21 protein-coding genes and 1 pseudogene are annotated in these 25,271 nt (G+C 71.8%); 11 read left to right on the top strand and 11 right to left on the bottom strand.

What is annotated here, in order from left to right:
- The first annotated feature begins 51 nt into the window (after positions 1–51).
- Together ACFZDL_RS09010 and ACFZDL_RS09005 are read left to right on the top strand one after the other, a co-directional pair.
- Positions 52–270 carry a LamG-like jellyroll fold domain-containing protein gene (locus ACFZDL_RS09010; RefSeq protein ID WP_353589872.1) on the top strand — a complete coding sequence of 73 codons (219 nt, stop codon included), beginning with the start codon at positions 52–54 and terminating at the stop codon, positions 268–270.
- Between the two features lie 61 nt (positions 271–331).
- Positions 332–1,339 carry an aldo/keto reductase gene (locus ACFZDL_RS09005; RefSeq protein WP_353589871.1) on the top strand — a complete coding sequence of 336 codons (1,008 nt, stop codon included), beginning with the start codon at positions 332–334 and terminating at the stop codon, positions 1,337–1,339.
- Positions 1,340–1,357: 18 nt separating this feature from the next.
- Here the strand turns inward: ACFZDL_RS09005 and ACFZDL_RS09000 are convergent, their stop codons facing one another.
- From ACFZDL_RS09000 to ACFZDL_RS08985, 4 genes are all read right to left on the bottom strand, one after another.
- Positions 1,358–2,185 (bottom strand): alpha/beta hydrolase, encoded by an 828-nt coding sequence (locus tag ACFZDL_RS09000; RefSeq protein WP_353589870.1) that lies wholly within the window; start codon positions 2,183–2,185, stop codon positions 1,358–1,360.
- A 78-nt stretch (positions 2,186–2,263) separates the two neighbouring features.
- On the bottom strand, positions 2,264–3,031 hold the full coding sequence (locus ACFZDL_RS08995) for an enoyl-CoA hydratase-related protein (protein ID WP_353589869.1): 768 nt from the start codon (positions 3,029–3,031) through the stop codon (positions 2,264–2,266).
- A 42-nt stretch (positions 3,032–3,073) separates the two neighbouring features.
- Positions 3,074–4,375, bottom strand: coding sequence for a hypothetical protein (locus ACFZDL_RS08990; RefSeq protein WP_353590094.1), 1,302 nt, complete (start codon positions 4,373–4,375; stop codon positions 3,074–3,076).
- A 14-nt stretch (positions 4,376–4,389) separates the two neighbouring features.
- Positions 4,390–6,063: an amino acid adenylation domain-containing protein gene (locus tag ACFZDL_RS08985; protein WP_353589868.1), complete on the bottom strand. Its 1,674-nt coding sequence runs from the start codon at positions 6,061–6,063 to the stop codon at positions 4,390–4,392.
- Between the two features lie 508 nt (positions 6,064–6,571).
- Between ACFZDL_RS08985 and ACFZDL_RS08980 the strand changes: the two genes are divergently transcribed.
- From ACFZDL_RS08980 to ACFZDL_RS08970, 3 genes are all read left to right on the top strand, one after another.
- A complete protein-coding gene (locus ACFZDL_RS08980; RefSeq protein ID WP_353589867.1) occupies positions 6,572–7,264 on the top strand; it encodes a TetR family transcriptional regulator in 693 nt (230 codons plus the stop codon).
- Positions 7,265–7,345: 81 nt separating this feature from the next.
- Positions 7,346–8,455: a GTP-binding protein gene (locus tag ACFZDL_RS08975; RefSeq protein ID WP_353589866.1), complete on the top strand. Its 1,110-nt coding sequence runs from the start codon at positions 7,346–7,348 to the stop codon at positions 8,453–8,455.
- Positions 8,456–8,567: 112 nt separating this feature from the next.
- Complete coding sequence (locus tag ACFZDL_RS08970; RefSeq protein WP_353589865.1) at positions 8,568–10,007, top strand: FG-GAP-like repeat-containing protein; 1,440 nt, start codon at positions 8,568–8,570, stop codon at positions 10,005–10,007.
- 89 nt (positions 10,008–10,096) lie between these two features.
- On the opposite strand, the gene ACFZDL_RS08965 is transcribed toward ACFZDL_RS08970, so the two are convergent.
- Genes ACFZDL_RS08965 through ACFZDL_RS08950 form a run of 4 tightly spaced genes read right to left on the bottom strand, consistent with a single transcriptional unit; the run spans position 10,097 to position 14,266 of the window.
- On the bottom strand, positions 10,097–11,134 hold the full coding sequence (locus ACFZDL_RS08965) for a LacI family DNA-binding transcriptional regulator (RefSeq protein WP_353589864.1): 1,038 nt from the start codon (positions 11,132–11,134) through the stop codon (positions 10,097–10,099).
- Between the two features lie 35 nt (positions 11,135–11,169).
- Positions 11,170–12,024 carry a carbohydrate ABC transporter permease gene (locus ACFZDL_RS08960; RefSeq protein ID WP_353589863.1) on the bottom strand — a complete coding sequence of 285 codons (855 nt, stop codon included), beginning with the start codon at positions 12,022–12,024 and terminating at the stop codon, positions 11,170–11,172.
- Entirely contained in the window at positions 12,021–12,941 is a 921-nt protein-coding gene (locus ACFZDL_RS08955; protein WP_353589862.1) for a sugar ABC transporter permease, read from the bottom strand. Before ACFZDL_RS08955 ends, ACFZDL_RS08960 begins: the two co-directional genes overlap by 4 nt.
- Positions 12,942–12,952: 11 nt before the next feature.
- Positions 12,953–14,266: an extracellular solute-binding protein gene (locus ACFZDL_RS08950; protein ID WP_353589861.1), complete on the bottom strand. Its 1,314-nt coding sequence runs from the start codon at positions 14,264–14,266 to the stop codon at positions 12,953–12,955.
- 154 nt (positions 14,267–14,420) lie between these two features.
- Here ACFZDL_RS08950 and ACFZDL_RS08945 point away from each other — a divergent pair, with 154 nt between their 5' ends.
- Genes ACFZDL_RS08945 through ACFZDL_RS08935 form a run of 3 tightly spaced genes read left to right on the top strand, consistent with a single transcriptional unit; the run spans position 14,421 to position 20,037 of the window.
- Positions 14,421–16,418, top strand: coding sequence for a beta-galactosidase (locus ACFZDL_RS08945; protein ID WP_353589860.1), 1,998 nt, complete (start codon positions 14,421–14,423; stop codon positions 16,416–16,418).
- A 38-nt stretch (positions 16,419–16,456) separates the two neighbouring features.
- Positions 16,457–18,040 (top strand): glycosyl hydrolase 53 family protein, encoded by a 1,584-nt coding sequence (locus ACFZDL_RS08940; RefSeq protein WP_353589859.1) that lies wholly within the window; start codon positions 16,457–16,459, stop codon positions 18,038–18,040.
- 50 nt (positions 18,041–18,090) lie between these two features.
- Positions 18,091–20,037, top strand: a complete 1,947-nt coding sequence (locus ACFZDL_RS08935) for a cellulase family glycosylhydrolase (RefSeq protein ID WP_353589858.1) — start codon at positions 18,091–18,093, stop codon at positions 20,035–20,037.
- 16 nt (positions 20,038–20,053) lie between these two features.
- Here the strand turns inward: ACFZDL_RS08935 and ACFZDL_RS08930 are convergent, their stop codons facing one another.
- Positions 20,054–21,037 carry an aldo/keto reductase gene (locus ACFZDL_RS08930; protein ID WP_353589857.1) on the bottom strand — a complete coding sequence of 328 codons (984 nt, stop codon included), beginning with the start codon at positions 21,035–21,037 and terminating at the stop codon, positions 20,054–20,056.
- Between the two features lie 151 nt (positions 21,038–21,188).
- Between ACFZDL_RS08930 and ACFZDL_RS08925 the strand changes: the two genes are divergently transcribed.
- Both ACFZDL_RS08925 and ACFZDL_RS08920 read left to right on the top strand, forming a co-directional pair.
- Entirely contained in the window at positions 21,189–21,434 is a 246-nt protein-coding gene (locus tag ACFZDL_RS08925; RefSeq protein ID WP_353589856.1) for a hypothetical protein, read from the top strand.
- A gap of 2 nt (positions 21,435–21,436) precedes the next feature.
- The gene (locus ACFZDL_RS08920; RefSeq protein WP_353589855.1) at positions 21,437–21,814 is read left to right on the top strand and encodes a toxin Doc; all 378 of its coding nucleotides are present in this window, start codon (positions 21,437–21,439) and stop codon (positions 21,812–21,814) included.
- Positions 21,815–22,007: 193 nt separating this feature from the next.
- Here the strand turns inward: ACFZDL_RS08920 and ACFZDL_RS08915 are convergent.
- Positions 22,008–22,571 (bottom strand): annotated as a pseudogene (locus tag ACFZDL_RS08915) (FAD-dependent oxidoreductase); the annotation flags it as partial.
- Positions 22,572–22,696: 125 nt separating this feature from the next.
- The gene (locus tag ACFZDL_RS08910) at positions 22,697–23,983 is read right to left on the bottom strand and encodes a hypothetical protein (RefSeq protein ID WP_391190856.1); all 1,287 of its coding nucleotides are present in this window, start codon (positions 23,981–23,983) and stop codon (positions 22,697–22,699) included.
- Between the two features lie 310 nt (positions 23,984–24,293).
- On the opposite strand from ACFZDL_RS08910, the gene ACFZDL_RS08905 reads away from it, so the two are divergent.
- Entirely contained in the window at positions 24,294–25,190 is an 897-nt protein-coding gene (locus ACFZDL_RS08905; RefSeq protein WP_353589854.1) for a Gfo/Idh/MocA family oxidoreductase, read from the top strand.
- Positions 25,191–25,271 lie beyond the last annotated feature (81 nt).

Here is a 25,271-nt window from a genome sequence, read left to right as displayed (position 1 = left end):
GCGTCCGGCCCTTCCCGCTCGGCGCCGTCACCCTGCTGCCGAGCCCCTTACATGCTCAAGCTCACCCGGCTGATCCACTTCCCCCGGACGTCCAGGCCGTGCTGTACGGGTCGGTCGTGCTCGCCGGCGCGTACGGCAACCGGCCATGTCCGCGCCGCCTACCTCGGCAGGTCCCCGTACCCCGACCCGAACCTCAAGGGCGCGATCGACGACTTCCGCGTCTACGGCAGGACGCCGACCGCGGCGGAGGTCACGGCCCTGGCACAATGACCTCGATTGACACCGAGGCCGGAACAGATACGAGAACGACACGGGAACGAGGACGACGCACATGGTCTATCTCGCCGCCGATGGCCGCTACGACTCCATGCACTACCAGCGCTGCGGCCGCAGTGGCGTGCTGCTGCCGAAGGTCTCCCTCGGCCTGTGGCACAACTTCGGCGACACCCACCCGGTCGAGACCCAGCGCGCGGTGCTGCGCCGCGCCTTCGACCTCGGAGTCACCCACATCGACCTGGCCAACAACTACGGCCCGCCGCCCGGCAGCGCCGAGTCCAACTTCGGCACGGTCTTCGCCCAGGACTTCCGCCCGTACCGCGACGAGCTGTTCATCGCGAGCAAGGCCGGATATCTGATGTGGCCGGGCCCGTACGGCGAATTCGGCTCGCGCAAGTACCTCCTCGCCAGCCTCGACCAGTCCCTGACCCGGATGGGCCTGGACTACGTCGATGTCTTCTACTCCCACCGCTTCGACCCGGACACGCCCCTCGAAGAGACCATGGGCGCGCTGGACACCGCGGTGCGGCAGGGCAAGGCGCTCTACGCGGGCCTGTCCAACTACCCGCCCGAGGCCATCGAGCGGGCCACCGCCATCCTCAAGGAACTGCGCACCCCGTACCTGATCAACCAGCACCCGTACTCCATCCTGCAGCGCGGGGTGGAGGGCGGGGTGCTGGAGGCCTCCGCGCAGGCGGGCGTCGGCGTGATCGCCTTCTCGCCGCTCGCCCAGGGACAGCTCACCGACCGCTACCTCAACGGGGTGCCCGCCGACTCCCGCATGGCGGTCGGCCACTTCCTCAGGCGCGAGGTGCTGACCGAGCAGCGGCTCACCCTGCTGCACGCCCTCAACAAGCTCGCGCAGGGCCGTGGCCAGACCCTCGCCCAGATGGCCCTGGCCTGGGTGCTGCGCGATCCGCGCGTGGTGTCCGTGCTGATCGGCGCGAGCAGCGTCGCCCAGCTGGAGCAGAACGTGGCGGTGCTCGACTCGCCCGCCTTCACCGACGCCGAACTGGCCGAGATCGACCGGCTCTCGGCCGAGAGCGGCATCGAGATCCCCTGACGGCCCCGGCCGGCGTCCTCAGCCGGCCGGCCGTCCCAGGCAGGTGGCGCCGGGCTCGCCGAGCCCGGCGGTCCACTCCTCGACCAGCTCGACCAGCGCCTCCCGCCGGTCCTCGTGCAGATAGTGGCCGCACTCCGGCCACGCCTCGACGCGGGAGTACGGGTGGGCGAGCGCGGCGCGCTCCCAGTCGGCCGCCGCCCCGCTCGAGTACACGCCCAGCACCGGGCAGCGGCGGCGCGCCAGATACGCCCGCGCCGCCGCCCGCGCCCCGAAGGCGTCCGGCGCCAGATACATTCCGTCGCGGCACCGGGCGAGCACCCGCGGGTCCATCGCCGCCATCAGCCGCTCATGGCGCGCCCGCACCTCGGGCGGGGTGTGCGGACCGAAGGCCCCGCGGACGAACCGCACCGCCCACGCGGCTCCCTCGGCGCGCAGCGCCTCCTGTTCGGCGGGCAGCCGGGCCATCTCCGCCTCGTCCGCGCCGTACGCCGGGTCCAGCACCACCACGGCCCGCACGAGGGCGGGGTGCTCGACGGCCAGCGCGGTGACGGCCTGCCCGCCCATCGAGTGGCCGACGGCGACGACGGGGCCGGTGTCCAGGCGGTGCAGCAGGGCCGCGAGATCGGCGGCGAAGTCACGCGGTCCGAAATCCCCGCCGGCGGGCGCGGGGGAGCGGCCGTGGCCGCGCAGGTCCGGGGCGAGCACCCGGTGCCGGCGGGACCACGCGGCCAGGTGCGGCGCCCACTCCCCGGCGTCGCCGCCCCAGCCGTGCACCAGCAGCAGCGGGGGAGCGCCCGTACCGCCCTGATCGCAGTGGAGCGGCACGGCGGGCGGGCGCGTGGTCATGCTCGGTTCCTTCCGGTCGTGGACTGCTGGGGCAGATCCTTCCAGAAAGCGCTTTCCCCCGCGTCGCCGGTCGCCGGTTCAGTGGCCGGTGAAGTGCGGGGCACGCTTGTCGAGGAACGCCCGCATCCCCTCGGACTGGTCCTCGGTGGCGAACAGCGCGTGGAACGTCCGCCGCTCGAACAACAGCCCCTCGCGCAACCCCACCTCCAGGGCCCGCTCCACCGCCTCCCGCGCGGCCCTGACCGCGGTCCTGCCGTACGACGCGATGGCGGCTGCCGCCTCCACCGCCTCCGCCATGAGCCGGTCGTCCGGTACGACGCGGGAGACCAGACCGCAGCGCTCGGCCTCCTCGGCGTCCATGGTCCGGCCGGTGAGGATCAGATCCATCGCCTTGGCCTTGCCCACCAGCCCGGTCAGCCGCTGGGTGCCGCCGATGCCCGGGATCACGCCCAGCTTGATCTCCGGCTGCCCGAACACCGCGGACTCGCCCGCGAGGATCAGATCGCACATCATGGCCAGTTCGCAGCCGCCGCCGAGCGCATAGCCGCGGACCGCGGCGAGCTTCGGGGTGCGCAGCGCGGCGAACCCCTCCCAGCCCGCGAAGAAATCCTCCTCGGACACCTCGGCGAAGGACTTGCCCGCCATCTCCTTGATGTCGGCGCCCGCCGCGAAGGCCCGCTCGGACCCGGTGATGACGAAGCAGCCGACGTCCGGGTCGAGGTCAAGCGGCGACAGGGCCGCGACCAGTTCGGCCATCAGCTCGCTGTTCAGCGCGTTGAGCACGCTGGGGCGGTGCAGCCGTGCGATGACCACGCGCTCATGTTGCTCGATCTTGATGAGATCCATCGTGTCTCCTCGGAGGGGCTGGATGTGGGCCACGGCGGCGGGCTACGAGTCCCAGATGGCGCCGTACGCGGGGATCCCGCGGCGCTCCAGCCCGTGGACGACTTGCCAGGTCAGCTTCTTGTTGGAGATGCAGATCACGGCCTCCGCCCCGAAGTCGGCGTACGCGGCGTAGGCCAGCTCGACCATGTCGGGCTTGCGGTGCTCGGAGGTGTCCCAGATGAGCGCGTCGGGCTGGACCGCGAGGATCTCCTCGACCAGCCGGTCGCCATAGGTCCTGCGCGGATCGCGGGTCGCCCAGACCAGGCGGGCCGGGACCTCGCGGGCCAGCAGATGGGGCAGACAGGGGCCGATGCCGCTGCCGGTGGCCACATAGACCACCTTGGTGAACAGGGTCTCGATATTGGCCACGCCCGCCGTGGTGATGCCCTTGACCCAGACATGGGAGGGCGCGTCGTCGATGAACTTCCCCGTCCAGTCCCCGGCGCGGGAGACGGTGAGCCGGAACCCCGACTCGCCGGGGGCGGGCACATTGGCGAACGAGTGCCACTCCAGCAGCGGGTTGCGGCTGATGGCCGTGGACGATCCGGCGAACGGTGTCACGCCGTGGTCGAAGCGGACCAGCGCCACATGCGAGGAGGGGCGCTCGATGGCCACCGCCACCCGGCGCAGCCGCAGCCACGGCAGGGCGACGCTGAAGGTCAGCACGGCCACGGTCCACAGCTCGGGAGCCGTCAGCAGGGCGGTCGCGGCGGAGCCGGCACCCCGCTCGTCGAGCGTGGTCAGCACGGTCTGCGCCCACAGCAGCCCGAGCGCCGCCCAGCCGCCGAAGCGGTGTGCCTTCTCGAAGTGGTCGTGGAACCGGGCCCGGAAGGGCGGCAGCGCGGTGGCCACGATGGCCATCAGCAGCCCCAGCAGCGCGTACGAGACGGCGAGCGTGGCGGCCGGAGCCCCGTGCCGGGTGAGCGAGCCGACCAGGGCCACGAACCACAGCGCGCCCGCGGTGGCGCCGCCGACGTGCAGTCCGCCGAAGTGGTAGACCTTGGCCAGGGTCCAGCGGATCCGCAGCGGCCAGCTGGTGGGCGCCGCGGTGGCGAGCCGGAACAGCAGATTGATGACGTACTGCTGGCGCACCACGATCGCCAGCAGGAAGTTCGCGAGTGCGGCGTGGGAGAGGGTGCGCGGCCCGAGCCCCCCGTCCGCGCGGCAGACGAGGAAGACCAGGTTGACCGCCCACACCAGCGCGATCAGCCGGTTGTAGTGCATCAGCCGGGGATGCTTGAGGAGCCGCCGCGGCAGCGATGCCGGCGGCGGCAGCGCCACCTTCGTCCGGGGCGCCGGAGCCATGGTGCGGGCGGGGGTCACGACGCCACCTCTCCACCGGCCCTGAGCTCCGCTGCCAGCCGCAGCAGGGCCGCCTTGTCGACCTTTCCACGGCTGGTGAGCGGCAGCGCCGCCATCGGGTGCACCGCCCGCGGCACGCAGTAGTAGGGGAGCGCGGCGGCCACGGCCCGCCGCGCCGCCTCGGGGTCCAGATGGGCGGGCGAGACGAAGGACACCAGGCCGGTGTCGTCCGGCTTCAGCGTCACCGCGCGGGCGCAGCCGGGCAGGGACTCCAGCACCGCCGACACCGAGTCCAGCTCCACGCGGAACCCGCGCACCTTCACCTGGTCATCGGTGCGGCCCAGGTGTTCCAGCTCCCCGTCGGGTGTCCAGCGGCCCAGGTCGCGGGTGCGGAACATCATCCGGCCCCCGCCCAGGAAGGGGTCGGGCACATAGCGCTCGGCGTTCAGTGCGGGGTTGTGCAGGTATCCGGCCGACACCCCGTCACCGCCGGCCCACATCTCACCCGTCTCGCCGATGGCGCAGGGCCGCAGGTCCGCGTCCAGGACGTACACGGTGTTGTTGGGGGTCGGCCGGCCGATGGTCAGGCGCAGCGCGGCGGGGTGGTGGCGCTGCATGGTGTTCACGATGGTGGTCTCGGTCGGCCCGCAGGCGTTGTAGAAGGCGCAGAAGCGGGCCCACCGGTCGGCGAGCCGGCGTGGGCACGGCTCCCCGGCCACGGCCGCCACCTTCACCCGGCGGCACTGGTCGGGGTCGATCCGGCTGAGCACGGTCGGGGTCGCGATGACCACGTCCACCCGGCTCACGGTCTCGGCGATGTCCTTGCCGCGGATGACCAGCGTGGCGCCGTGGCTCAGGCAGCCCAGGATCTCCCACGCGGCCATGTCGAACGCCACATTGAGGATCTGGCTCACCCGTGTCCCGGGGCGCATGCCGAGGCCGCCTGGTTCGGTCAGCAGGATGTTGCAGACGTTCCGGTGGGTGACGGTGACCCCGTTGGGGCGCCCGGTGGTGCCGGAGGTGAAGAGCACATAGCAGCCGTCGTCGCCCCGGACGGGCCGGGCGGGCCGGAACCCCGGCGTGTCCCGGCCGTCTGCCAAGGGCCCCCAGGGCTCCGGGAACTCCGGGGACTCCGGGTGCTCAGGGTGCTCCAGGGGCTCGGCCATCACGGTGTCGATCGCGACGAGGACATGGCCGTCGGGCACCGGGATCCGGTCCGCGAAGCCGGACGTCGTGAGGATGACACGGCTCCGGGCGGTGCGGATGACGTGGTCCAGCTGGGCGCGGGGGGTCAGCCCGGCGTCCTGGGGCACATACGCGGCTCCGGCCTTCAGCGTGGCCAGCAGCCCGACCAGCATGGGGATGGAACGCCGTACGCATAACGCGACGTTGTCGCCGGGGCGCACACCGAGCCGGGCCAGGCGCGCGGCCAGCCGGTTCGCCTGCCGGTCCAGGTCTCCGTACGTGATGGTCGCGCCGAGGTGTTCGGCCGCGACGGCCAGCGGATCGGTGGTGGCGTGCCACTCGAAGGCGTGGTGGACACCGGCCCAGGGCACGTCCGCCACCGGCCCCCTGCCGAACCGCTGGAACAGATGGCGGTCCTCCTCGGACAGCCCGCGCAGCGGATGTGCGGGCCAGGCCGGTGCCGTGGCCCGTTCGCTCGGTTCCTGGTGTGTGGTTTCCGGGTGCATGGTGTCGATTCCCTCCGCGGTGACGGGCCCCGACCGCCGGTGTGCGCGACCGTGGCGGGGCATGGGGGCACGCCGAACGGCGCGCCGAGCTGAATGTTCGGTATTTCGATCAGTGTTCGACTGTACGTGCCGAGGCGTACCAGGACTGGCGGGTGTTGGGGGAGGAGCGCGATGAGCCGCGTGTGTCGAGGAGTCGGCGCTCCGGCGCTGAGCGGTTTGCGCGGGGCGCGGCCCGGGTCACACGGACATCGTGTGGCACAGCTGCATCAGCCGTCTCTCTTGTTGAGAGCTTAAGGACCTGGCGGGTGGCTGCGGAAGACGGCTGACAGGCGCAAGTCGGCCAGGATCCCACTAGAGTCGGGTGGCGCCAAATGGTATGGCTTGTGACGTTGATGCCGACCTGGCGGCCGCGCGAGCGCGGGTGGGGACGAGGGGCGCGTCGATGACCGGGGTCGGCGCGCGTGGCCGAGACTGGTCACCGCCCGGGCAAGGGTTACGGTTGCCTCCCATGAGCGGCGAGACGGGCTTGCGGGAGCGCAAGAGGCAGCGGATGTACCGGACGATCTCCGAAACGGCGATCGCACTGTTTCTGGAGCGGGGCTTCGACCAGGTATCCGTCGCCGATGTGGCCGCCGCGGCGGAAGTGTCCAAGCCCACCTTGTTCCGGTACTTCCCGACCAAGGAGGACCTGGTGCTGCACCGCTTCGCCGACCACGAGGACGAGGCGGCCCGGGTGGTGCGTGGCCGCCCGGCGGGGCAGTCGCCGCTGGCCGCGCTGCACCAGCACTTCCTGGCGGGGCTGGAGCGGCGCGATCCGATCACCGGTCTGAACGATGAGGCGGGCGTGCTGGCGTACCAACGGCTGCTGTACGGCACGCCCAGTCTGGTGGCCCGCCTGTTCGAGTACATCAGCAGATCGGAGGAAGCGCTGACCATGGCGCTGACCACCGCGCCGCGCGAGGCCGGGGAGGACGGCGAGGATGGCGCGGGCGGCGGGCCGGGCGGCCTCACGGCGCCGGACGACCTCGCGCCACGCCTCGCGGCGGGCCAGATCAGCGCGGTCCAGCGGATCCTCGGCCAGGACAACTGGCGCCGCATCGAGGGCGGTGCGAGCGCCGACGAGGTCCACCCGAGCGCGGTGGCCGCCGCCAACCGAGCGTTCGCCATGCTGCGTACAGGGCTCGCCCCGTACGCCGGATAGGATGAGCGTTCCCAGCCGCGCACCCATGAGTCGCCGCACACGCAGCACCGAGACGCACAACACTGCAACGGAGTCGCAACCTTGGCCACCAGGCGGATCCCGGTCGTACTCGTCACTGGTTTCCTGGGCTCCGGAAAGACCACCATGCTCAACCACCTGCTGCGCGGCAGCGTGGACACCCGCATCGGCGTCATCGTCAACGACTTCGGAAGCATCAACATCGACGCCATGGCCGTCGCCGGCCAGGTCGATTCCATGATCCCGATCGAGAACGGCTGTCTGTGCTGTGCCGCGGACTCCTCCGAGATGGACGGGATGCTGGCCCGGCTCACCGACCCGTCGCTGGGCATCGACGTCATCGTGATCGAGGCGAGCGGTCTCGCCGAGCCGCAGAGCATGATCCGTACGCTGCTCTCCAGCGAGAACGAGCGCATCCTCTACGGCGGACTGGTCGAGGTCGTCGACGCCGTGGAGTTCGAGAACACCCGCGAGCGCCACCCGGAGCTCGACCGGCATGTGCGGGCCGCCGACGCGGTGGTGCTCAACAAGGCCGACCGGGTCCGGGAGCCTGAGCGCACCCGGGTGCTGGAGACACTTGCCCGTATCGCCCCGGGCATCCCCGTCGTCACCGCGGAACACGGCCGCGTCGACCCCGACTTCCTCTTCGACCGCGGCGCCGGCACGCCGAGCGAGGAACGGTTCCACCAGCTCTCCTTCGCCGAGGTGTGCGCGGACGAGCACGACTGGCACGAACACCTCCACGCCGCGTACCAGAGCGCGGAGTTCACTGCCGACCGGCCGCTGGACCCGCGCCGTTTCATGGAATTCCTCGACGGCCGGCCCGCCGGGCTCTACCGGATGAAGGGGTTCATCCACTTCGCCGCGCCCGGACACGGCCAGAAGTTCGCCCTGCACGCGGTCGGCTCCTACCTCCGCTTCCAGCCGTCGGACTGGGCGGGCGGAGCGGCGCGGACGACCCAGCTGGTGATGATCGGCGCTGGAATCGACGCCGACGCCCTCACCAAGGAGCTGGCGGACTGCGTGGCCGCCGGCCCGGACACCGTCGGCGACCACCACATGATGGGTGTCCTGCGCTACGTCCGGGACCGCACGGACCAGACGGATCAGACGGATCAGATGGACCCGGCGGACGGGGTGATCTTCGAGGAGACCGGCCCGCCCCGCGATTGACGCCTTTGGGGATGCCCCTATAAATCGCGCCGAGCGCACAACCGTCATCGCCGATCATCGGTCCTTGAAGGTGTACGCGAGGTAAACCCTGTACCAACTCGCAGGAGGATTTGTGCGTCATCGTTCCATCTCCACCGTCGTGCGCTGCGCGACGGTGGCCGCACTCCTGACCGCCCCCGCCTTACTGGAGGCCCCGGCCGCCGGCGCCGCCGAGCCGAAGGCCGCGAGCGGCTCCTCCCTCGCCGGTGTCGCACCGCGGGCGGACTTCGACAAGGACGGTTACCCGGACCTCGTCGTCGCGGCCCCGGCCGCCACGGTGAACGGCAAGACCAAGGCCGGTTACGTCGCGGTCGTCTACGGCTCGGCCGCCGGCGTGAACACCGCCCACAGGCAGGTCATCAGCCAGGCCACCGAGGGTGTCCCGGGCGACCCGGAGGCGGGCGGCTGGTTCGGCTATCACACGGTGGCCCGCGACCTGGACGGCGACGGCTACACCGACCTCGCCGTGGACGGCGCCGGTACCTCGTCCGTCACCGTCCTGTGGGGCTCGGCGAGCGGGCTGACCGGCGCCACCGAGCTGCCCGCCTCGGCCGCCACCAACGGCGCCAACCTGACCGGCGGCGACTTCAACGGTGACGGCCACGCCGACCTGGTCGCGCACAGCACGGACGACACCAACCTGCGCGTCCTGTATGGCCCGTTCACCCGCGACGGCGCCTCGGCCACCGCGAACACCCTGAACACGGACCGTACCTTCGGCCCGGTCGACCTGATCGCGGGCGACATCAACGGCGACGGCCGCGACGACCTGGTGTCCACCCACGCCTTCGAGGAGATGTCCGAGGCGAGCCTGTACTGGAAGGGCGGTGCGAACGGCCTGGGCGCGGCGCCGACCCGGATCGACCACGCCGCCGCCGGCACCATCGGCGACGTCGACAAGGACGGTTACGGCGACCTGATCATCCGTACTGTCCCCGGCAATGTGGTGGAGAACCTGCCGTACGACCACGGCACGATCAAGGTCCTCTACGGCTCCGCGGGCGGCCCTGGCGTCACCCGCACCAAGGTCATCGACCAGAACACCGCGGGCGTGCCGGGGGTGAACGAGGACGGCGACCAGTTCGGCTACTCGCTGAGCGCCGGTGACGTCAACGGCGACGGGTACGCGGATGTCGCGGTCGGCATCCCGTACGAGGACCTGGACGGCGGTGCGGACGCGGGCAGCACCGTGCAGCTCTACGGCGGCGCGGGCGGCCTGAGCGGCACCGGCGCGCAGGCGTTCACCCAGGACACCGCGGGCGTCCCGGGTGCCGCGGAGGCCGGGGACCACTTCGGCGCGGCCGTGCGGCTCGGGGACACCGACGGCGACGGCAAGGACGACCTGGCCGTCGGCGCCCCCGAGGAGGACGGCACGTACACCTCAAGCGGCGCCGCCTGGGTGCTGCGCGGCGGCACGGGCGGTTTGACCACCACCGGGGTCGTCTCCTTCGGGCCGAACGCGCTGGGCGCGCCCGAGGCCGGCGCCGAATTGGGCAGGGACTTCGCGCGGTAGCTGGGCGCCACACCGCCGCGCGGCGGCCGGGGTGCGGGCGCCGCGACAGACGCGGCGCCCGTGCCTCAGGGCGTCAGGGCGTCAGAGCCTCAGGCCGATTCCCGGATCACGAGTTCGGTGGGGAGGATCACCCCGGACGGCTTCTCGCCGCCGATCTGCGCGAGCAGCACCCGCACCATCTCGGCGGTGATCCGCTCCCACGGCTGGCGGATCGTGGTCAGGCCTGGGCTGGTGGCCAGCGCGGCGGGGGAGTCGTCGAACCCGCCCACGGCGACGTCCTGCGGCACCCGCCGCCCGGCCCGCCGCAGCGCGGCCAGCACGCCCTGGGCCATCAGGTCCGAGGCGACGAAGACGGCGTCCAGGTCCGGGGCCCGCTCCAGCAGCTCGGCCGCCGCCCGTTCGCCGCCGGCGCGGCTGTAGTCGCCCGGGACCATCAGCTCCTCGTCCGCCGTCAGGCCCGCCTGCGCGAGTTCCTCCCGGTATCCGGCGAGCCGGTCGACGCCGCCGGGGGTGTCCAGCGGGCCGGTGACGGTCGCTATGCGACGGCGGCCGCTGTCCAGCAGATGGCGCACCATGTCCCGGGCCCCGGCCCGGTCGTCGGCGGCGACGTAGGCGATTTCCGGGCTCGGCACCAGCGGTTTGCCGCAGGCCACCAGCGGCACCCCGGCCTTCCGCAGCCGCGTGGCGAGCGGGTCGCCGGAGTGGCTGGAGACCAGCAGCACCCCGTCCACATGGCCGCCGGTGAGGAAGCGCGTGATCCGCCGCCGCTCCGGCTCGTCGCTCGCGCTCATCAGCAGCAGCGTGATGTCGTGTGCGGCCAGCGCCTGGGTGCAGCCGCGCAGCAGCACACTGAAGTTGGGGTCCTCGAAGAACCGCTCCTGCGGCTCGGTGAGCAGGAAGGCCACCGAGTCCGACCGGCCGGTGATCAACGAGCGGGCGTGCCGGTTGACGACATAGCCGGTCTTGCGGATGGCGGCGTTGACCGCCTCCAGCGCCGCCGGGCTCACATAGTGCCCGCCGTTGAGGACGCGCGAGACGGTGCCGCGCGAGACCCCGGCCTCGCGCGCCACGTCATGGATGGTCGGCGGCCGTCGTCGGCCGGGGGTGCTGTTGCCGGTGCGGCTCATGCGCGTTCTTATCTCTCCAGACATCGCTTCGTCCCTCAGGACTTTACGGCCCCGGAGAGCAGATCCAGACTCCAGAACCGCTGGATGACCAGGAACAGCGCGATGAGCGGGATGATCGCCAGCAGGGCTCCGGTGATGACGAGGGTGTACAGGGCCGGGGTGGCGGAGCCCTGCCGCAGCAGGGTGAACAGCCCCAGGGTGATCGGGAACTTTTCGTCGTCGCCCAGCATGATGTACGGCAGCAGGAAGTTGTTCCAGATGGTCACGAACTGGAAGAGGAAGACGGTGACCAGGCCGGGCCGCATCATCGGCAGCGCCACCGAGCGGAAGATCCGCCACTCTCCCGCCCCGTCCATCCGTCCCGCCTCGACCATCTCGGCGGGGACGGCCGCCGACGCGTAGATCCGCGCGAGATAGATCCCGTACGGCGACAGGACGTTCGGCAGCAGCACCGACAGATAGGTGTCGGCCATGTCGGCCTTGGCCAGCAGCAGGTACTGCGGCACGGCGAGGATCACCGGGGGCATCAGCACCCCCGTCAGCAGGACGTTGAAGATGGCCTCGCGGCCGCGGAAGCGGTAGCGCGCCAGGGCATAGCCGGACAGGGCGGAGACGCCGCAGGACAGCAGCGCGCCGAGCCCCGCGTACAGCAGCGAGTTGGCCATCCACGTCCAGTACACGCCGTCGCGGTACGCCGACAGGTCGGCGATGTTGTCCGCGAATCCGGTGCCCGGCAGGAAGGTGAAGGTGGAGAAGAGCTCGTGTCCGCTCTTGGTGGAGGCGATCACCACCCAGGCGACCGGCAGCAGGCAGTAGGCGGCGCCGAGCAGCAGCACGGCGGTGGGGATCCAGGAGGCGCGGCCTCGGACGGCGGTCGTGGCGGTGCTCATCGGGCGTCTCCCTGGCCGGTGCGGGCGCCCGCGATCCTCAGGAATCCGAAGGACAGGACCAGGGTGACGACGGCGATGATCAGCGAGGTCGCGGCCGCCGCGTACACATCGCCCTCGACGAAGGCCTTCTGATGGACATCCATCAGGGGGCTCCAGGTGGTGGAGACCGAGTTGGTGAGCGGCTTGAGGGTGGTCGGCTCGCTGAACACCTGCATGGTGGCGATGATCGAGAAGAAGAAGGTGAGCACCAGGGAGGGGGTCACCATGGGGATCTTGATGCGCAGGGCGATCTGCAGCTGGGAGCATCCGTCGAGCCGCGCCGCCTCGTAGACCTCCGCGGGTATGGACCGCAGCGAGGTGTAGATCACGATCATGTTGAAGCCGGTGCCGCCCCACACCGCGATATTGGACAGGGACGCATAGAGCCCGCCGCCGTCCAGCAGCTCGGGCCGCGGCAGCCCCGCCTTGTCGAGCAGATAGTGGAACGGGCTGACATCGGGCAGGTAGAGGAACCCCCACAGCAGCGCGGCGACCACGCCGGGGATCGCGTACGGAAGGAAGATCGCCAGCCGTGCGAAGCCGCGCAGCAGGGTGTCCTTGCGGCCCCGCCGGTCGGCGTCGAGCAGCAGCGCGAACAGCAGGGCCAGGCCCAGCATCGTGGGCACGACGATCAGGCCGTATCCGAGGACGCGCCGGGCGCCGTCCAGCAGCTCCGGGTCGTGCAGCGCGTCGGTGTAGTTGGACAGGCCGGCCCACACCTCCTCGCGGGCGCCCTTGCCGAGGCCGAGCCCCTTGACGTCGATCTTGTGGAGGCTGAGGTAGAGCGCGTAGCCGATGGGCAGCGCGAACAGACCGGCGAACAGGAGGATCGCGGGAAGGAGGAAGACATAGGGGGCGCGGCGCGGACCGTGCCCCATACGGCGCAGGGTCACTCGGCGACCTCGAAGCCGTGCTTCTTCAGATCGGCGACGGTGGCCCGCTGCATGGCCGTCAGCGCGGCGCCGAAGTCGGACTTGTTCTTGGCGGCCTTGCCGAAGTTGTCGTTGAAGGACGCGTACGCGACGTTGACGTTGGGCCCCCAGGCGGCGGGCGCGATGCCCTCGGTGATCTTGGCGACCTCGGTGTAGAAGTCGGGCTGGCTGGAGAAGAAGTCGGGCGCCTTCTTCAGCGCGTCGCCATTGTGCGCGGTGGTGGCGGCCGGGTAGACGTTGCTCACCTTCACCAGCGCGGCGACCGCCTTCGGGTCGGTGTTGAGCCACTTCGCGAACTTCGCGGCGGCGTCCTTGTGCGCGCTGTCATTGGTGACGGCGGTCGAGGAGCCGCCCCAACTGCCGGTCCAGTTCGAGCCCTTGCTCCACTGGGGGAGGGGCGCCATCGCCCATGTGCCCTGGGTGTCGGGGGCCGCGGTCTTGAGGGTGCCCGGGGCCCACACCGCGCTCACCCAGGCGATCTGCTTGCCGGTGTTCAGGGCCTTGTTCCAGGCCGGGGTGTACATTGGCTGGTTGTCGATGGCCCCCTCCTTGACCAGGCCGCCCCAGAAGTCGGCGACCTTGCGGGTGGCGGCGCCGTCGATGGCCACCTTCCACTTGTCGCCCCGGGTGGTCCACCAGCTGGCGCCGGCCTGCTGGGCCAGGCCCGCGAAGAGCCCGGAGTCATTGGCGGAGAAGGTGGTGAGCGCCTTGTCCGGGGCCTTCTCCTTGAGCTTGCGGGCGGTGTCCGCGAACTCCTCCCAGGTCGTGGGGACCGTGAGGCCGTACTGCTGGAACAGGTCCTTGCGGTAGTACAGCATCATCGGCCCGGAGTCCTGGGGCAGGGCGTAGACCGCGTCCGAACCGAGGGTGACCTGGCGCCAGATGCCGGCGGCGAACTCGCCCTCGGCGTCGCCCACCTGACCGGATATGTCGGCCAGGACGTCGTTGCTGACCAGGGTGGGCAGCGCCTGGTACTCGGCCTGCACCAGGTCCGGGGCCTTGTGCGCCTTCGCGGCCGTAATGATCTTGGTGACGAGGTCGTCGCCGGACGCCTGCTTCTTGACGGTCACGTTGATGTCCGGGTGCTCCTTGTTCCAGATCGCCGCGACCTTGTCGAGGTCGGGTGCCCAGGCCCAGTAGGTCAGCTCGACCGGACCGTCCGAGTCCGCTGAGCCGTCGGACGAACCGCAGCCGGTGAGCAGGGCGGTGGCCGACAAGGCGGCCGCGACCGATACCGCGAGGACGCGGAGGTTGACGGGGCGATGGTTCACGAATGCCTCCCTGGGCGATCTGTGATCGTTCACAGTAGAGAGAACAGTAGAGAAACCCGGTTGACGCTTGTCAATGCTCGTGGCCATGCGGTTATCTGGGGGCGGCCGCTGCTCTGTGGTCTGTGCACGTTCCCAGTGATTCCCAGGAGTTGCGATGGCTGGCCTCGCCTATGGTGGCGACTACAACCCCGAGCAGTGGCCCGAATCCCTCTGGCCCGAGGACATCCGGCTGATGCGCGAGGCCGGGGTCACCATGGTCAGCGTCGGCATCTTCTCCTGGGCGCTGCTGGAACCCGAGCCCGGCCGCTACGACTTCGGCTGGCTGGACCGGCTGCTCGCCCTGCTCCACGAGGCCGGTATCGCCGCCGACCTGGGCACCCCCACCGTGGCCCCGCCCGCCTGGTTCTACCGCGCCCACCGCGAGGCCCTGCCGGTCAACCGGGAGGGCGTGCGCTACGAGTTCGGCTCACGCGGCGCCATCTGCCACAGCTCGCCCGCCTACCGCCGGGCCGCGGCCGCCATCACCGAACAGCTCGCCCGGCGCTACCACGACCACCCCGCGCTCGCCCTGTGGCATGTGCACAATGAGTACGGAGTGCCGGTCAACGCCTGCTACTGCGACACCTGCGCGAACGGCTTCCGCCACTGGCTGTGCGAGCGCTACGGCACCCTGGACGCGGTCAACGACGCCTGGGGCACCGCCTTCTGGGGCCAGCGCTACGGCGCCTTCGAGCAGATCAACCCGCCGCGCGCCACCCCCACCGTCGCCAACCCCGCCCAGCGTCTTGACTACGCCCGCTTCGCCGACGCCACCATGCGCGCCAACTTCACCGCCGAGCGCGACATCCTGCACCGGCTGTCCCCCGGCATCCCGGTCACCACCAACTTCATGACCGCGCTCAGCCAGTGCGACTCGGTCGACTACTGGGCCTGGGGCCGCGAGGTCGACCTGGTCACCAACGACCACTATCTGATCACCGACGGCCGCCGCACCCATGTCAACCTCGCCATGGCCGCCGATCTGACCCGCTCCGTCGCCGGCGGCGCGCCCTGGCTGCTGCTCGAACACTCCACCAGCGGCGTCAGCTGGCAGCCGCGCAACCCCGCCAAGCGGCCCGGGGAGATGGCCCGCAACAGCCTGGGGCATGTGGCCCGCGGCTCCGAGGGCGCCCTGTTCTTCCAGTGGCGCCAGTCACGGCACGGCGCGGAGAAGTTCCACTCGGCGATGGTGCCGCACGCCGGCACCGACAGCCGCGTATGGCGCGAGGTCGTGGCGCTCGGGGGCGACCTGGCGAAGCTGGGGGAGGTGCGGGGCAGCCGTACGGTGGCCGACGCGGCGCTGGTCTGGGACTGGCAGTCCTGGTGGGCGCAGCGGCTGGAATGGCGGCCGAGCGAGGACCTGGACGCGCGGGAACGCGCCGACAGCTTCTACGAGGTCCTCTACGACCACCACCTGACCGTCGACTTCGCCCACCCCGAGGCCGACCTGAGCCACTATCCGCTCGTGGTCGTGCCCGCCCTCTACCTCGCCACCGCACGCGCCGGGGAGAATCTGCGCGCGTACGTCGAGGGCGGCGGCACCCTCGTCGTCTCGTGTTTCTCCGGCATCGTCGACGAACACGACGCCGTTCACCCCGGCCCCTACCCCGGCGCGCTGCGCGACGTGCTCGGCCTGGTGGTCGAGGAGTTCTCCCCGCTCCCCGAGGGCGGCCGGGTGCGCCTGACCGGTCCGGGCGGGGCCGGGCTCACCGGCGACGTCTGGTCCGAGATCGTGGTGCCCCGCGGCGCCGAGACCGTATGGACCTACGCCGACGGCCTCGCCGCCGGGCACCCCGCCGTCACCCGCCACCGGCTCGGCGAGGGCACCGCCTGGTATGTCTCCACCCGGCTCGCCCCCCACGACCTGGCGACCCTGCTCGCCCCGATCTGCGCCGACGCGGGCCTCGGAGACCGCCCGGACCTGCCCCGCGACGTGGAGGTGGTGCACCGCACCGGCGAGTGCGGCAGCTACCTCTTCGTGATCAACCACGGCGACACCGACGCCAAGGTGCCCCACCCCACGCCCGGCACCGAACTGCTCACCGGCGAGCGCAGCGCCGGACACCTCGCGGTGCCCGCGGGCGCCGTCCGCGTGCTGCGCCTGGACGGCTGAACGACCACAACTCCGCTCATTGTCGAAGGGACTCGACGATGCATGACATACGGAGCACCACCCGCACCCTGCTGCGAGCCGCAGCGCTCCCCGCCCTCGGCGCGCTGCTGCTGACCGCGCTCCCCGCGCCGGCCGCACACGCCGCGAGCACCCTGGCCAACACCGGATTCGAGGCCGACGGCACCGGCACCGCCACCCCCTCCGGCTGGAGCACCTACTCCGCCACCGGCAACAACAACGCCTCCTACACCGAGGCCGGCGGCCACAGCGGCGGCTACCGGCTGTCCCACTGGTCCTCCTCGGCGTACAAGGTGCAGACCTACCAGTACCTGTCCGGCCTCGCGAACGGCACCTACACCCTCAGCGCCTGGGTGCGCTCGAGCGGCGGACAGAACGCGGCGTACCTCGCCCTGCGTGACTGCGGCGGCGCCGAGCAGCGCACCGATCTGCCGCCCACTCCGAACGGCGCGTGGATCCGCCTGGTCACCTCGGTCACGGTCACCGCCGGACAGTGCACCATCAGCCTCAACTCCGACGCCCACGCGGGGGAGTGGGCCAACCTGGACGACCTCACCTTCACCAAAGGCAGCACCGGCCTTGCGGTCAAGGGCGGCGACGTGTCCACCCTCGCCAAGAACGAGGCCTTCGGCGCCACCTACCGCTCCGCGAACGGCACCGGCGGCGACGCCCTGGCCATCCTGCGCGCCTCCGGTATGAACTACGCGCGGCTGAAGGTGTGGGTGAACCCGGCCGACGGCTACAACACCAAGGCCCGGGTGCTGACCATGGCCAAGCGCGCCAAGGCCCAGGGCATGAAGCTGCTGATCGACTTCCACTACTCCGACAGCTGGGCCGATCCCGGCAAGCAGACCAAGCCCGCCGCCTGGGCCGGGCACGACTACAGCCGGCTCAAGCAGGACGTGTACGACCACACCTACGACGTCCTCAGCTCGCTCAAGGCGCAGGGCACCACGGCCGACATGGTCCAGATCGGCAATGAGATCAACGGCGGCATGCTCTGGCCCGAGGGTTCCACCAGCAACTTCTCCCAGCTCGCCGGGTTGCTCACCTCCGGTGCCAACGCCGCCAAGGCCGTCTCCGCCGACACCAGGGTCGCGCTGCACCTGGCCAAGGGCGGGGACAACGCGGGCACGAGGTGGTGGTTCGACCAGGCGGTCGCGCAGAAGGTGCCGTTCGACGTCATCGCCCTGTCGTACTACGGCTACTGGCACGGCCCGCTGTCCGGTCTGCAGGCCAACCTGGACGATGTGGCGGCCCGCTACGGCAAGCCGGTGCTGGTCGCCGAGACCGCCTACGCCCACACCCTCGCGAACGACGACGGCCTGGCGAACAACGTCGCCACCGCCGACCAGCTCGTCGACGGCTACCCCGCCACCCCCGCCGGGCAGGCCGCCAACCTCCGCGATGTGATGAACGTCGTGGAGGCGGTCCCGGGCGGCCGGGGGCTGGGCGTCGTCTACTGGGAGCCGGCCTGGACCGCGGTCAAGGGCAGCGGCTGGGACCCCGCCGACCCAGGCTCCGGCAACGCCTGGGAGAACCAGGCCCTGTTCGACTACGGCGACAAGGCCCTGCCCGCGATGAGCTGGTTCGGCCACCGCTGACATACCGCCGACATGTTGACGGACGCTCATGTTTACCCGACGGTAGGTTCATGGCGACCACAGTGACGCACGGGATGAGGGTCCGGCTTCGCACGGGCCGCATACGACTGCTCGGGGCGGCCGCCCTGCTGCTCATGGCGGCGGTCGCCGCCCCGGGCGGCACCGCGGCCGCCGCCGAGCCGCCCTGGTCCGACGGCCCGGCCGCGGACCGGATCTCCGTGGCGGGCGGCCGGTTCACCGACGGCCACGGGCGCGAGGTCGTGCTGCGCGGATTCAATGTCTCGGGCGAGGTGAAGCTCGCGGAGAACGGCGGACTGCCCTTCGCCGACACCGCCGACGCCCGGAAGTCCGCCCAGGCCATGCGCCGCCTCACCGGCGCCAACTCCGTCCGCTTCCTGCTGTCCTGGGCCCACGCCGAGCCCGAGCCCGGCACGGTGGACGAGGAGTATCTGCGCAAGGCCACCGAGCAGATGAGGGCCTTCCTGGACGCCGGGATACGGATCTACCCCGACTTCCACCAGGACCTCTACTCCCGCCACCTGTTCGACAAGGACAGCTGGTACTCCGGCGACGGCGCGCCCGAATGGGTCGTCAAGTCCGGCGGATACCTGAAGGAGTCCTGCGGCATCTGCGTCCACTGGGGCCAGAACATCACCCAGAACCCGGCCGTCCAGGACGCCACCCGCGACTTCTGGAAGAACCGGGCCCTTGAGACCTCCGCCGGGACGGTCCGGGTCCAGGACGCCTTCCTGGCCACCGCCGAGAAGACCATGACCTACCTCGCCCGCCACCTGACCGCCGACGAGTTCGCCCGTGTCGTCGGCTTCGACCCGTACAACGAGCCGTACGCGGGGCGCTATGCCAGCGGCCAGTCCAGCCGCGCCTGGGAGAAGGACGTCCTGTGGCCGTTCTACGAGAAGTTCCGGGCGCGGATGGACGCCGCGGGCTGGGACGGCAAACCCGCCTTCGTCGAGCCCAATCTGTTCTGGAACTCCAACATCGACTTCCAGCGTCAGGAGGGCGGACTGCTCGACGCCGGCGCCATCGGCTCCCGTTATGTGTTCAACACCCACTTCTACGACCAGAAGGCCATCTCCGGTGTCTTCATGCCCGGCAAGGCCCAGGACGGCCAGTACGCCACCGACTTCGCCACCGTGCGCGACCGGGCCCAGGCGCTCGGCACCACGGCCGTCGTCAGCGAGTACGGACACCCGCTGACCGGCTTCACCTCCGACAAGGCGCCGACCGTGGTCAAGGGCCTGTACCAGGCGCTGGACTCCCGGCTCAGCGGCGCCACCTGGTGGAGCAAGGCCGCCGCCTCGGGCCCCGTGCTGTCCGCCAACCAGTGGCAGTGGGACCTGTACAACGGGCGCCACCACGAGGCGATGAACGGGAACCCCGACAAGGTACTCACCGCCGGTGACGCCTGGAACGACGAGGACCTCTCGGCCGTCCGCCTCGACGACACCGGGGCGGCCGTGCTCCGCCAGGACGCCCGGCTCCTGGACCGCCTCTACCCCAGCGCGGTGGCGGGCCGCACCCTCGCCTTCACCTTCGAGGACCGCTCGCGCGACGGCTCCACCACCCTGAGCTGGGACCGCCTCCCCAGCAGCCTGCCAGGCGTCGCCCGGCTGGTCGGCTCCGGCCGCTACGGGATGCTGGTGTGGCGCCAGAGCGGCGCCACCGAGGCCCCCACCGAACTGCACCTGCCACGCGACTTCGACCCCGCCACCACCACCGTCGTCTCCGACCTGGGCACCGTCACCGGCCCGCCCGCCTACACCGCGCACGGACACACCGCCGACCACCCCGTGGCCACCGCGGCGGAGCGCGGCGGCACCGACGCCCGGCGGCTGCTGCTGTCCGCACCGCCCGGCGCCGGAACCCTCCACTACGCACTGGTCGCCGACGGCACCTCGGCCCCCTCGGCCGAGCTGCGCGCCGCGGCACAGCGCGAGCTCAGCGCGTGGGCGCAGGCCGCCGGATTCCCGAACTGACCGCCGACCGCCGGAGCTACCAGCGGTGGTGCACCTGGGCGCGGATCCGCCGGTCGTACAGCTCGCGGACCGCGTCCAGCGTGCCCTGCTCCAGCGCGGGCAGCGCTGCCGCCGCGGCGTTCGCCCGCGCCTGCTCGGGCGAGCGCGCCCCCGGGATGACCGAGGTCACCCCGGGCTGCTGGACGACCCACCGCAGCGCGGTCTGCGCGGGCGTCGCCCCCTCGGGGGCCAGCTCCCCGAACTCCACCGCCGCCTCGACGCCCTCCGCGAAGTCCACCCCCGAGAAGGTCTCGCCCTGGTCGAACATCTCGCCGTGGCGGTTGTACGTGCGGTGGTCGTCCTCGGAGAACACCGTGTCCTTGGTGTACCGGCCGGACAGCAGACCGGACGCCAGCGGCACCCGGGCGATGATCCCCACTCCGGCCGCGGCGGCCGCGGGCAGCACCCGCTCCAGCGGCTTGAGCCGGAACGGGTTGAGGATGATCTGCACGCTCGCCGTCCCCGGGTGCTCGATCGCCGCCAGCGCCTCCTCGCAGGTCTCCACGCTCACCCCGTAGGCCGCGACACGTCCCCGGTCCACCAGCGTGTCCAGCGCCTCGAAGACGGCGGCGGAGGAGTGCACCGACGACGGCGGGCAGTGCAGCTGCACCAGGTCCAGCGTGTCCACCCCGAGGTTGGCGCGCGAACGGTCCGTCCAGGCCAGGAAGTTGTCCAGCGTGTAGTTCTCCGCGACCTGCGGCAGCCGCCGCCCCATCTTGGTCGCCACGAAGATCCGCGCGTCCGGGCGGCTGCGCAGATAGCGTCCGATGAGCTGCTCGCTGCGCCCGTCCCCGTACACATCGGCGGTGTCGAAGAAGGTCACCCCGGACTCGACGGCCGCGTCCAGCACCGCCAGCGCGTCGTCCTCGCCGACCGCGCCCCAGTCCGCGCCCAGCTGCCAGGTCCCCAGCCCGACGACGGAGACCTTCCGGCCGATCCGGGCGAACTCACGCTGCTCCATGATCCCTCTCTCTCCTGTGGTGCGGATCACCGTACCCGCAGGTGTTCGAAGGCCGGTGGCCCGCGCGCTGGAAAACTTGTCAAGTACCTACAAAAACAATATTTGACCTGCGGCGATTGCTGTCGCGGTACCTGGCAAGTAGGGTGGGGGCATGTCAGCTCTCAACGTGGAATTCAGCGATCGGGAACTTGAGGACCTCCGCCAGATCGCCAAGGAGCGCGGCACCACGATGAAGGCCCTCGTCCGGGAGGCGACGGTCGCCGACATCGCCCGCCACCGCGCGCTGCAGGAGGGCGCCGAGGTCTTCCGGCGCTTCTTCGCGGACAACGAGCAGGCGTTCGCCGACGCGTTCCCCGACGACGAACATCGCCCCCACGACCCGGGACAGGCCGCCTGACCATGGCCCCGCTACTGCATATCGACGTCCCCTGGCTGCTGCAGCGCCATGAGGAGGTCATGCCGGAACAGCCCTCCATCTCCGACTTCTCGGGACTGGTCGCCGCCGTGGCCCGGCATCGCGTCGACCCGCCGCGCCTGGGCGTCGACCCGGACCCCGCGTGGCGCGCCGCGGCGCTGCTGCACACCATCGCGCTGCTCAGGCCACTTCCGGCGAGCAACGCGCGATTCGCCAGCGCCACGGCCGTCGCCTATATGCACGCCTCGGGCGAGGGCATCGACCCGCCGTACGGCGCGCTGATCGACCTGGTCCGCGACATCCTGTCCGGCAAGGCCGATGTCTACGACGCGGCGGGCCGCATCCGCTCCTGGCGGATCTGAGCCGCCCCGGCCATGCCTTTGTGTGTCAGCCGAGGTCGAACGCGTTGGGCAGCCCCAGCCGGTAGCGGGTCTCGTCGACGCGGCGCAGCGGCTCCAGCTCCGGCGGCTGGTACAGCGTCCAGATGGCGCACCGCGGGGCGCTCGAGCCCTCCGCCTCCAGGAGCGCGTTGACGGCCCGGCGCGCCGACTCGTTGGCGCCCTCCATCGTCGCCAGGCCGAGCGCGGTGTCCAGGACCCCGATGAGGAGTTGCAGCAGCGCGTCGGGGGTGAGGGAGCCGGGGTCGAGCGGCGCGGTGAGCGTGCGGAACGGCAGCCGAAGATCCGGGGTGCCGCCGTTGCGGGCGAACAGCTCCTCGGTCGCGGCGACCAGGTTGTCCCGGCAGCCGCCGGCGTTGCCGGGAAAGGGAATCCGGCGCAGCGTGTCGGGAAGATTCCGGTAGAAACCTGGAAAAAAGCGGAATCCGTGCTCACCCGGTAAGGCCCTGCGCCCGCCGCTTCCGGTGCCGGGGACGTCCATGCTGCGGGCCTTGCCTCCGAGGGTGCGGTTGCGCTCGTACACCGTGACCGCGAACCCCCGCTCGGCCAGCTCCTGTGCGGCGCTCAGCCCCGAGACGCCGCCGCCGAGCACGGCGACGGTGCGGGCCGACCTCGGCGCGGCCGAGGCGGGGCGGGCCGTCGCGGTGCCCAGCGCGAGGGTTCCGCCGGTGGTTCCCGCCGCGGCCAGGAACTGACGTCGTGTCCTGCTGCCGTTCTCCATCGCGAGTCGCGACTCCTCCCCTTGACGCCCTCGTTAGGCATGTCCACGTCACGCTACGCGGGGGTGGTCGGAGGGGGAAGACGGCCTTCTCCCCGTCATCGGCCCGCTCGACCCGGCCGAACGGCTCAGCGGAAGACGCCGGTGTGGCCCAGGGAGTAGCGGCCGGGCTGGGGGAAGACGGCCAGCCCGTGCGGGCCGCCGCCCACCGGGATCCGGGCCAGCAGCCGGCCGTCGCGGGTGGCGATCGCGTACACCTCGGAGTTGTAGCGGCCGGAGAGCCACAACACCTTCCCGTCGGCGGAGACCCCGCCCATGTCGGGACTGCCACCGCCGGGCAGCCGCCAGCGCTCCACCAGCTTGCCGGTGGCGAACGACAGGACCGAGATGCTGCCCTCGCCGCGGTTGGTGATGTACATGCTGCGGGAGTCCCGGCTGACGTACAGGCCGTGGGCGCCCCGGCCGGTGGGCAGCAGCCGGGGGCGGGTGAAGGTGTCCCCGTTCAGCACCCACACCCCGTCGGCCACCATGTCGGCGACGTACCAGGTCCGGCCGTCCGGTGAGATCTTCACATCCTGCGGCATGGCGCCCACGAGCGGCAGCCGCTGCTGCCCGATCACCTTCATCCGCGCCGTGTCCACCTTCAGCAGTTCGCCGGAGAACTCGCAGGACACGATGAAGTAGCGGCCGTCGGGGGAGAAGTCCGCGTGGTTGACGCCGTAGCACGAGACCGGCACCGACTTCACCACGCGCATGGTGTGCGCGTCCCGGAACACCAGGGCCCGGTCAGCTGAGGCCATCACCACCGCGTGCTTGCCGTTGGGGGTGAAGTAGAGGTTGTACGGGTCGTGGACGGCCACCGGGCGGCCGGCCTTCCCGGTGGCCGGGTCGATCGGGGTAAGGCTGTTGCCGAGGTCGTTGTTGACCCACAGCGTCTTCAGGTCCCAGGAGGGCACGACGTGCTGCGGCTGGTTGCCGACCTGGAGGGTGCGGATCACCTTGTACGTCTTCGGGTCGATGACGCTGACCGTGTTGGACAGCGTGTTGGGCACGTACACCCGCGACGGGATCCCCTTGACCACCGGGGACAGCCTGCCCGGCCGGTCGCCCGCGTACAGGTCGTGCGGGTCCAGTGGCGGCGGCATCCCGGGCAGCAGCCGGGCGGCGGCCTTCGAGGCGGCGGCCGACGACGGCGCGCCGGTCGCCCGCGAAGGCTTCTCGCGCGCCGGCCGCGCCTGCTCGTGGGAGGCGGCACAGGCCGAAGCCGCGGCGCACGCCAGCAGCAGCGCCCCGGCCATCCGCAGCCGCGCGGCCCGCCGCCGGGCGGGGGAGGGACGCGCCGCGGTGAGCGGCAGGGCGCGCGGGCCGACGGCGCGCGGGGCGCTCGCCCTGCCTTCCGGGCGATACGGGCGGATCGGGCCACGGGCCACGGGATTCCTCCGGCGGTGGTGCGGGCGATGACGCGGTGGGGGGACGCGGCCGTGCCACGGGACGCGGTCCCCGCCGCCCGGTACGGCCGCGGTGGCCGCTGCCCGGACCGGCGGAGCCGAGCCTCACACTGCCACCGCCGCGGCCGGGCGGCGCGCCCCCGCACCCGACCGGGTGGCGGGCCTCCTCCGCGCGGGGGCACCGCCGGCCTCCCGGCCCTCTTCCGTCGGCCCGCGCCGCGCGGCGTAGGATCGCGCCCGGCGGCGGACAGGGCATCAAGAGACCAAGGGGGCGGCATTGCGGTTCGGACTGCTGGGCACGGGCCACTGGGCGGCCGAGACCCAGGGGGCGGCCCTCGCCGCGCACCCCGAGACGGAGTTGGCGGGCGTCTGGGGCCGTGACCCGGCCAAGGCGCGGGCGCTGGCCGAGCGGTGCGGCACCCGGGCCTACGACCGGGCCGACGAGCTGATCGCCGACGTCGAGGCGGTCGCCGTGGCCCTTCCGCCGGACATCCAGAGCGACCTGGCGCTGCGCGCCGCGCGCGCCGGGCGCCATCTGCTGCTCGACAAGCCGCTCGCCTTCACCACCGAGGACGCCGATCGCGTGGTGGACGCCGTCGAGGAGCGCGGACTGGCCTCCGTGGTGTTCTTCACCCGCCGCTTCGCCCGGCCCGTGGAGGACTTCCTCACCCGGGCCGCGGCCGACGGAGGCTGGGACGGCGGCCGGGCGACGGCCTTCGCCTCCATCTTCCGGCCCGGCAACCCCTACGGGGGCTCCCCGTGGCGGCGGGAGCGCGGCGGCCTGTGGGACGTCGGCCCGCACGCCCTGTCCGTCCTGCTGCCGGTGCTGGGCCCGGTCGCGGAGGTCACGGCGGTCGGCGGACCGCGCGGGGCGGCGCATGTGCTGCTGCGCCACCACTCGGGCGCGGTCGGCACGCTCGCGCTCACCCTGGACGCCCGGCCCGCCGCCGTCGAGCACACCTGCGACTTCTACGGCGAACAGGGCGTGGTCGCCGTCCCCGACGCGGGGATCAGCCCCGTCGAGGCGTTCACCGCGGCCACCGACCGGCTGCTGCGAGCCGCCCGCACCGGCACCGGCGACCCCTGCGACGTGCGGTTCGGCCGCGAGGTGGTGGCCATCCTGGAGGCCGCCGACGCCTCCCGCCGCATCGGCCGCACCGTCGCCCCACGCTGAGCCTGCCCCGTCCGTCGCCCCCTCACCGTCAGTCGTCGCTCAGTTCGCCGCATAGTCCGGCGACTGCTGGGGAACCGGGAG

The organism is Streptomyces sp. NPDC007917, assembly GCF_042959105.1.
GTDB lineage: Bacteria > Actinomycetota > Actinomycetes > Streptomycetales > Streptomycetaceae > Streptomyces.
This window is presented reverse-complemented; position numbering and strand designations above follow the sequence as displayed.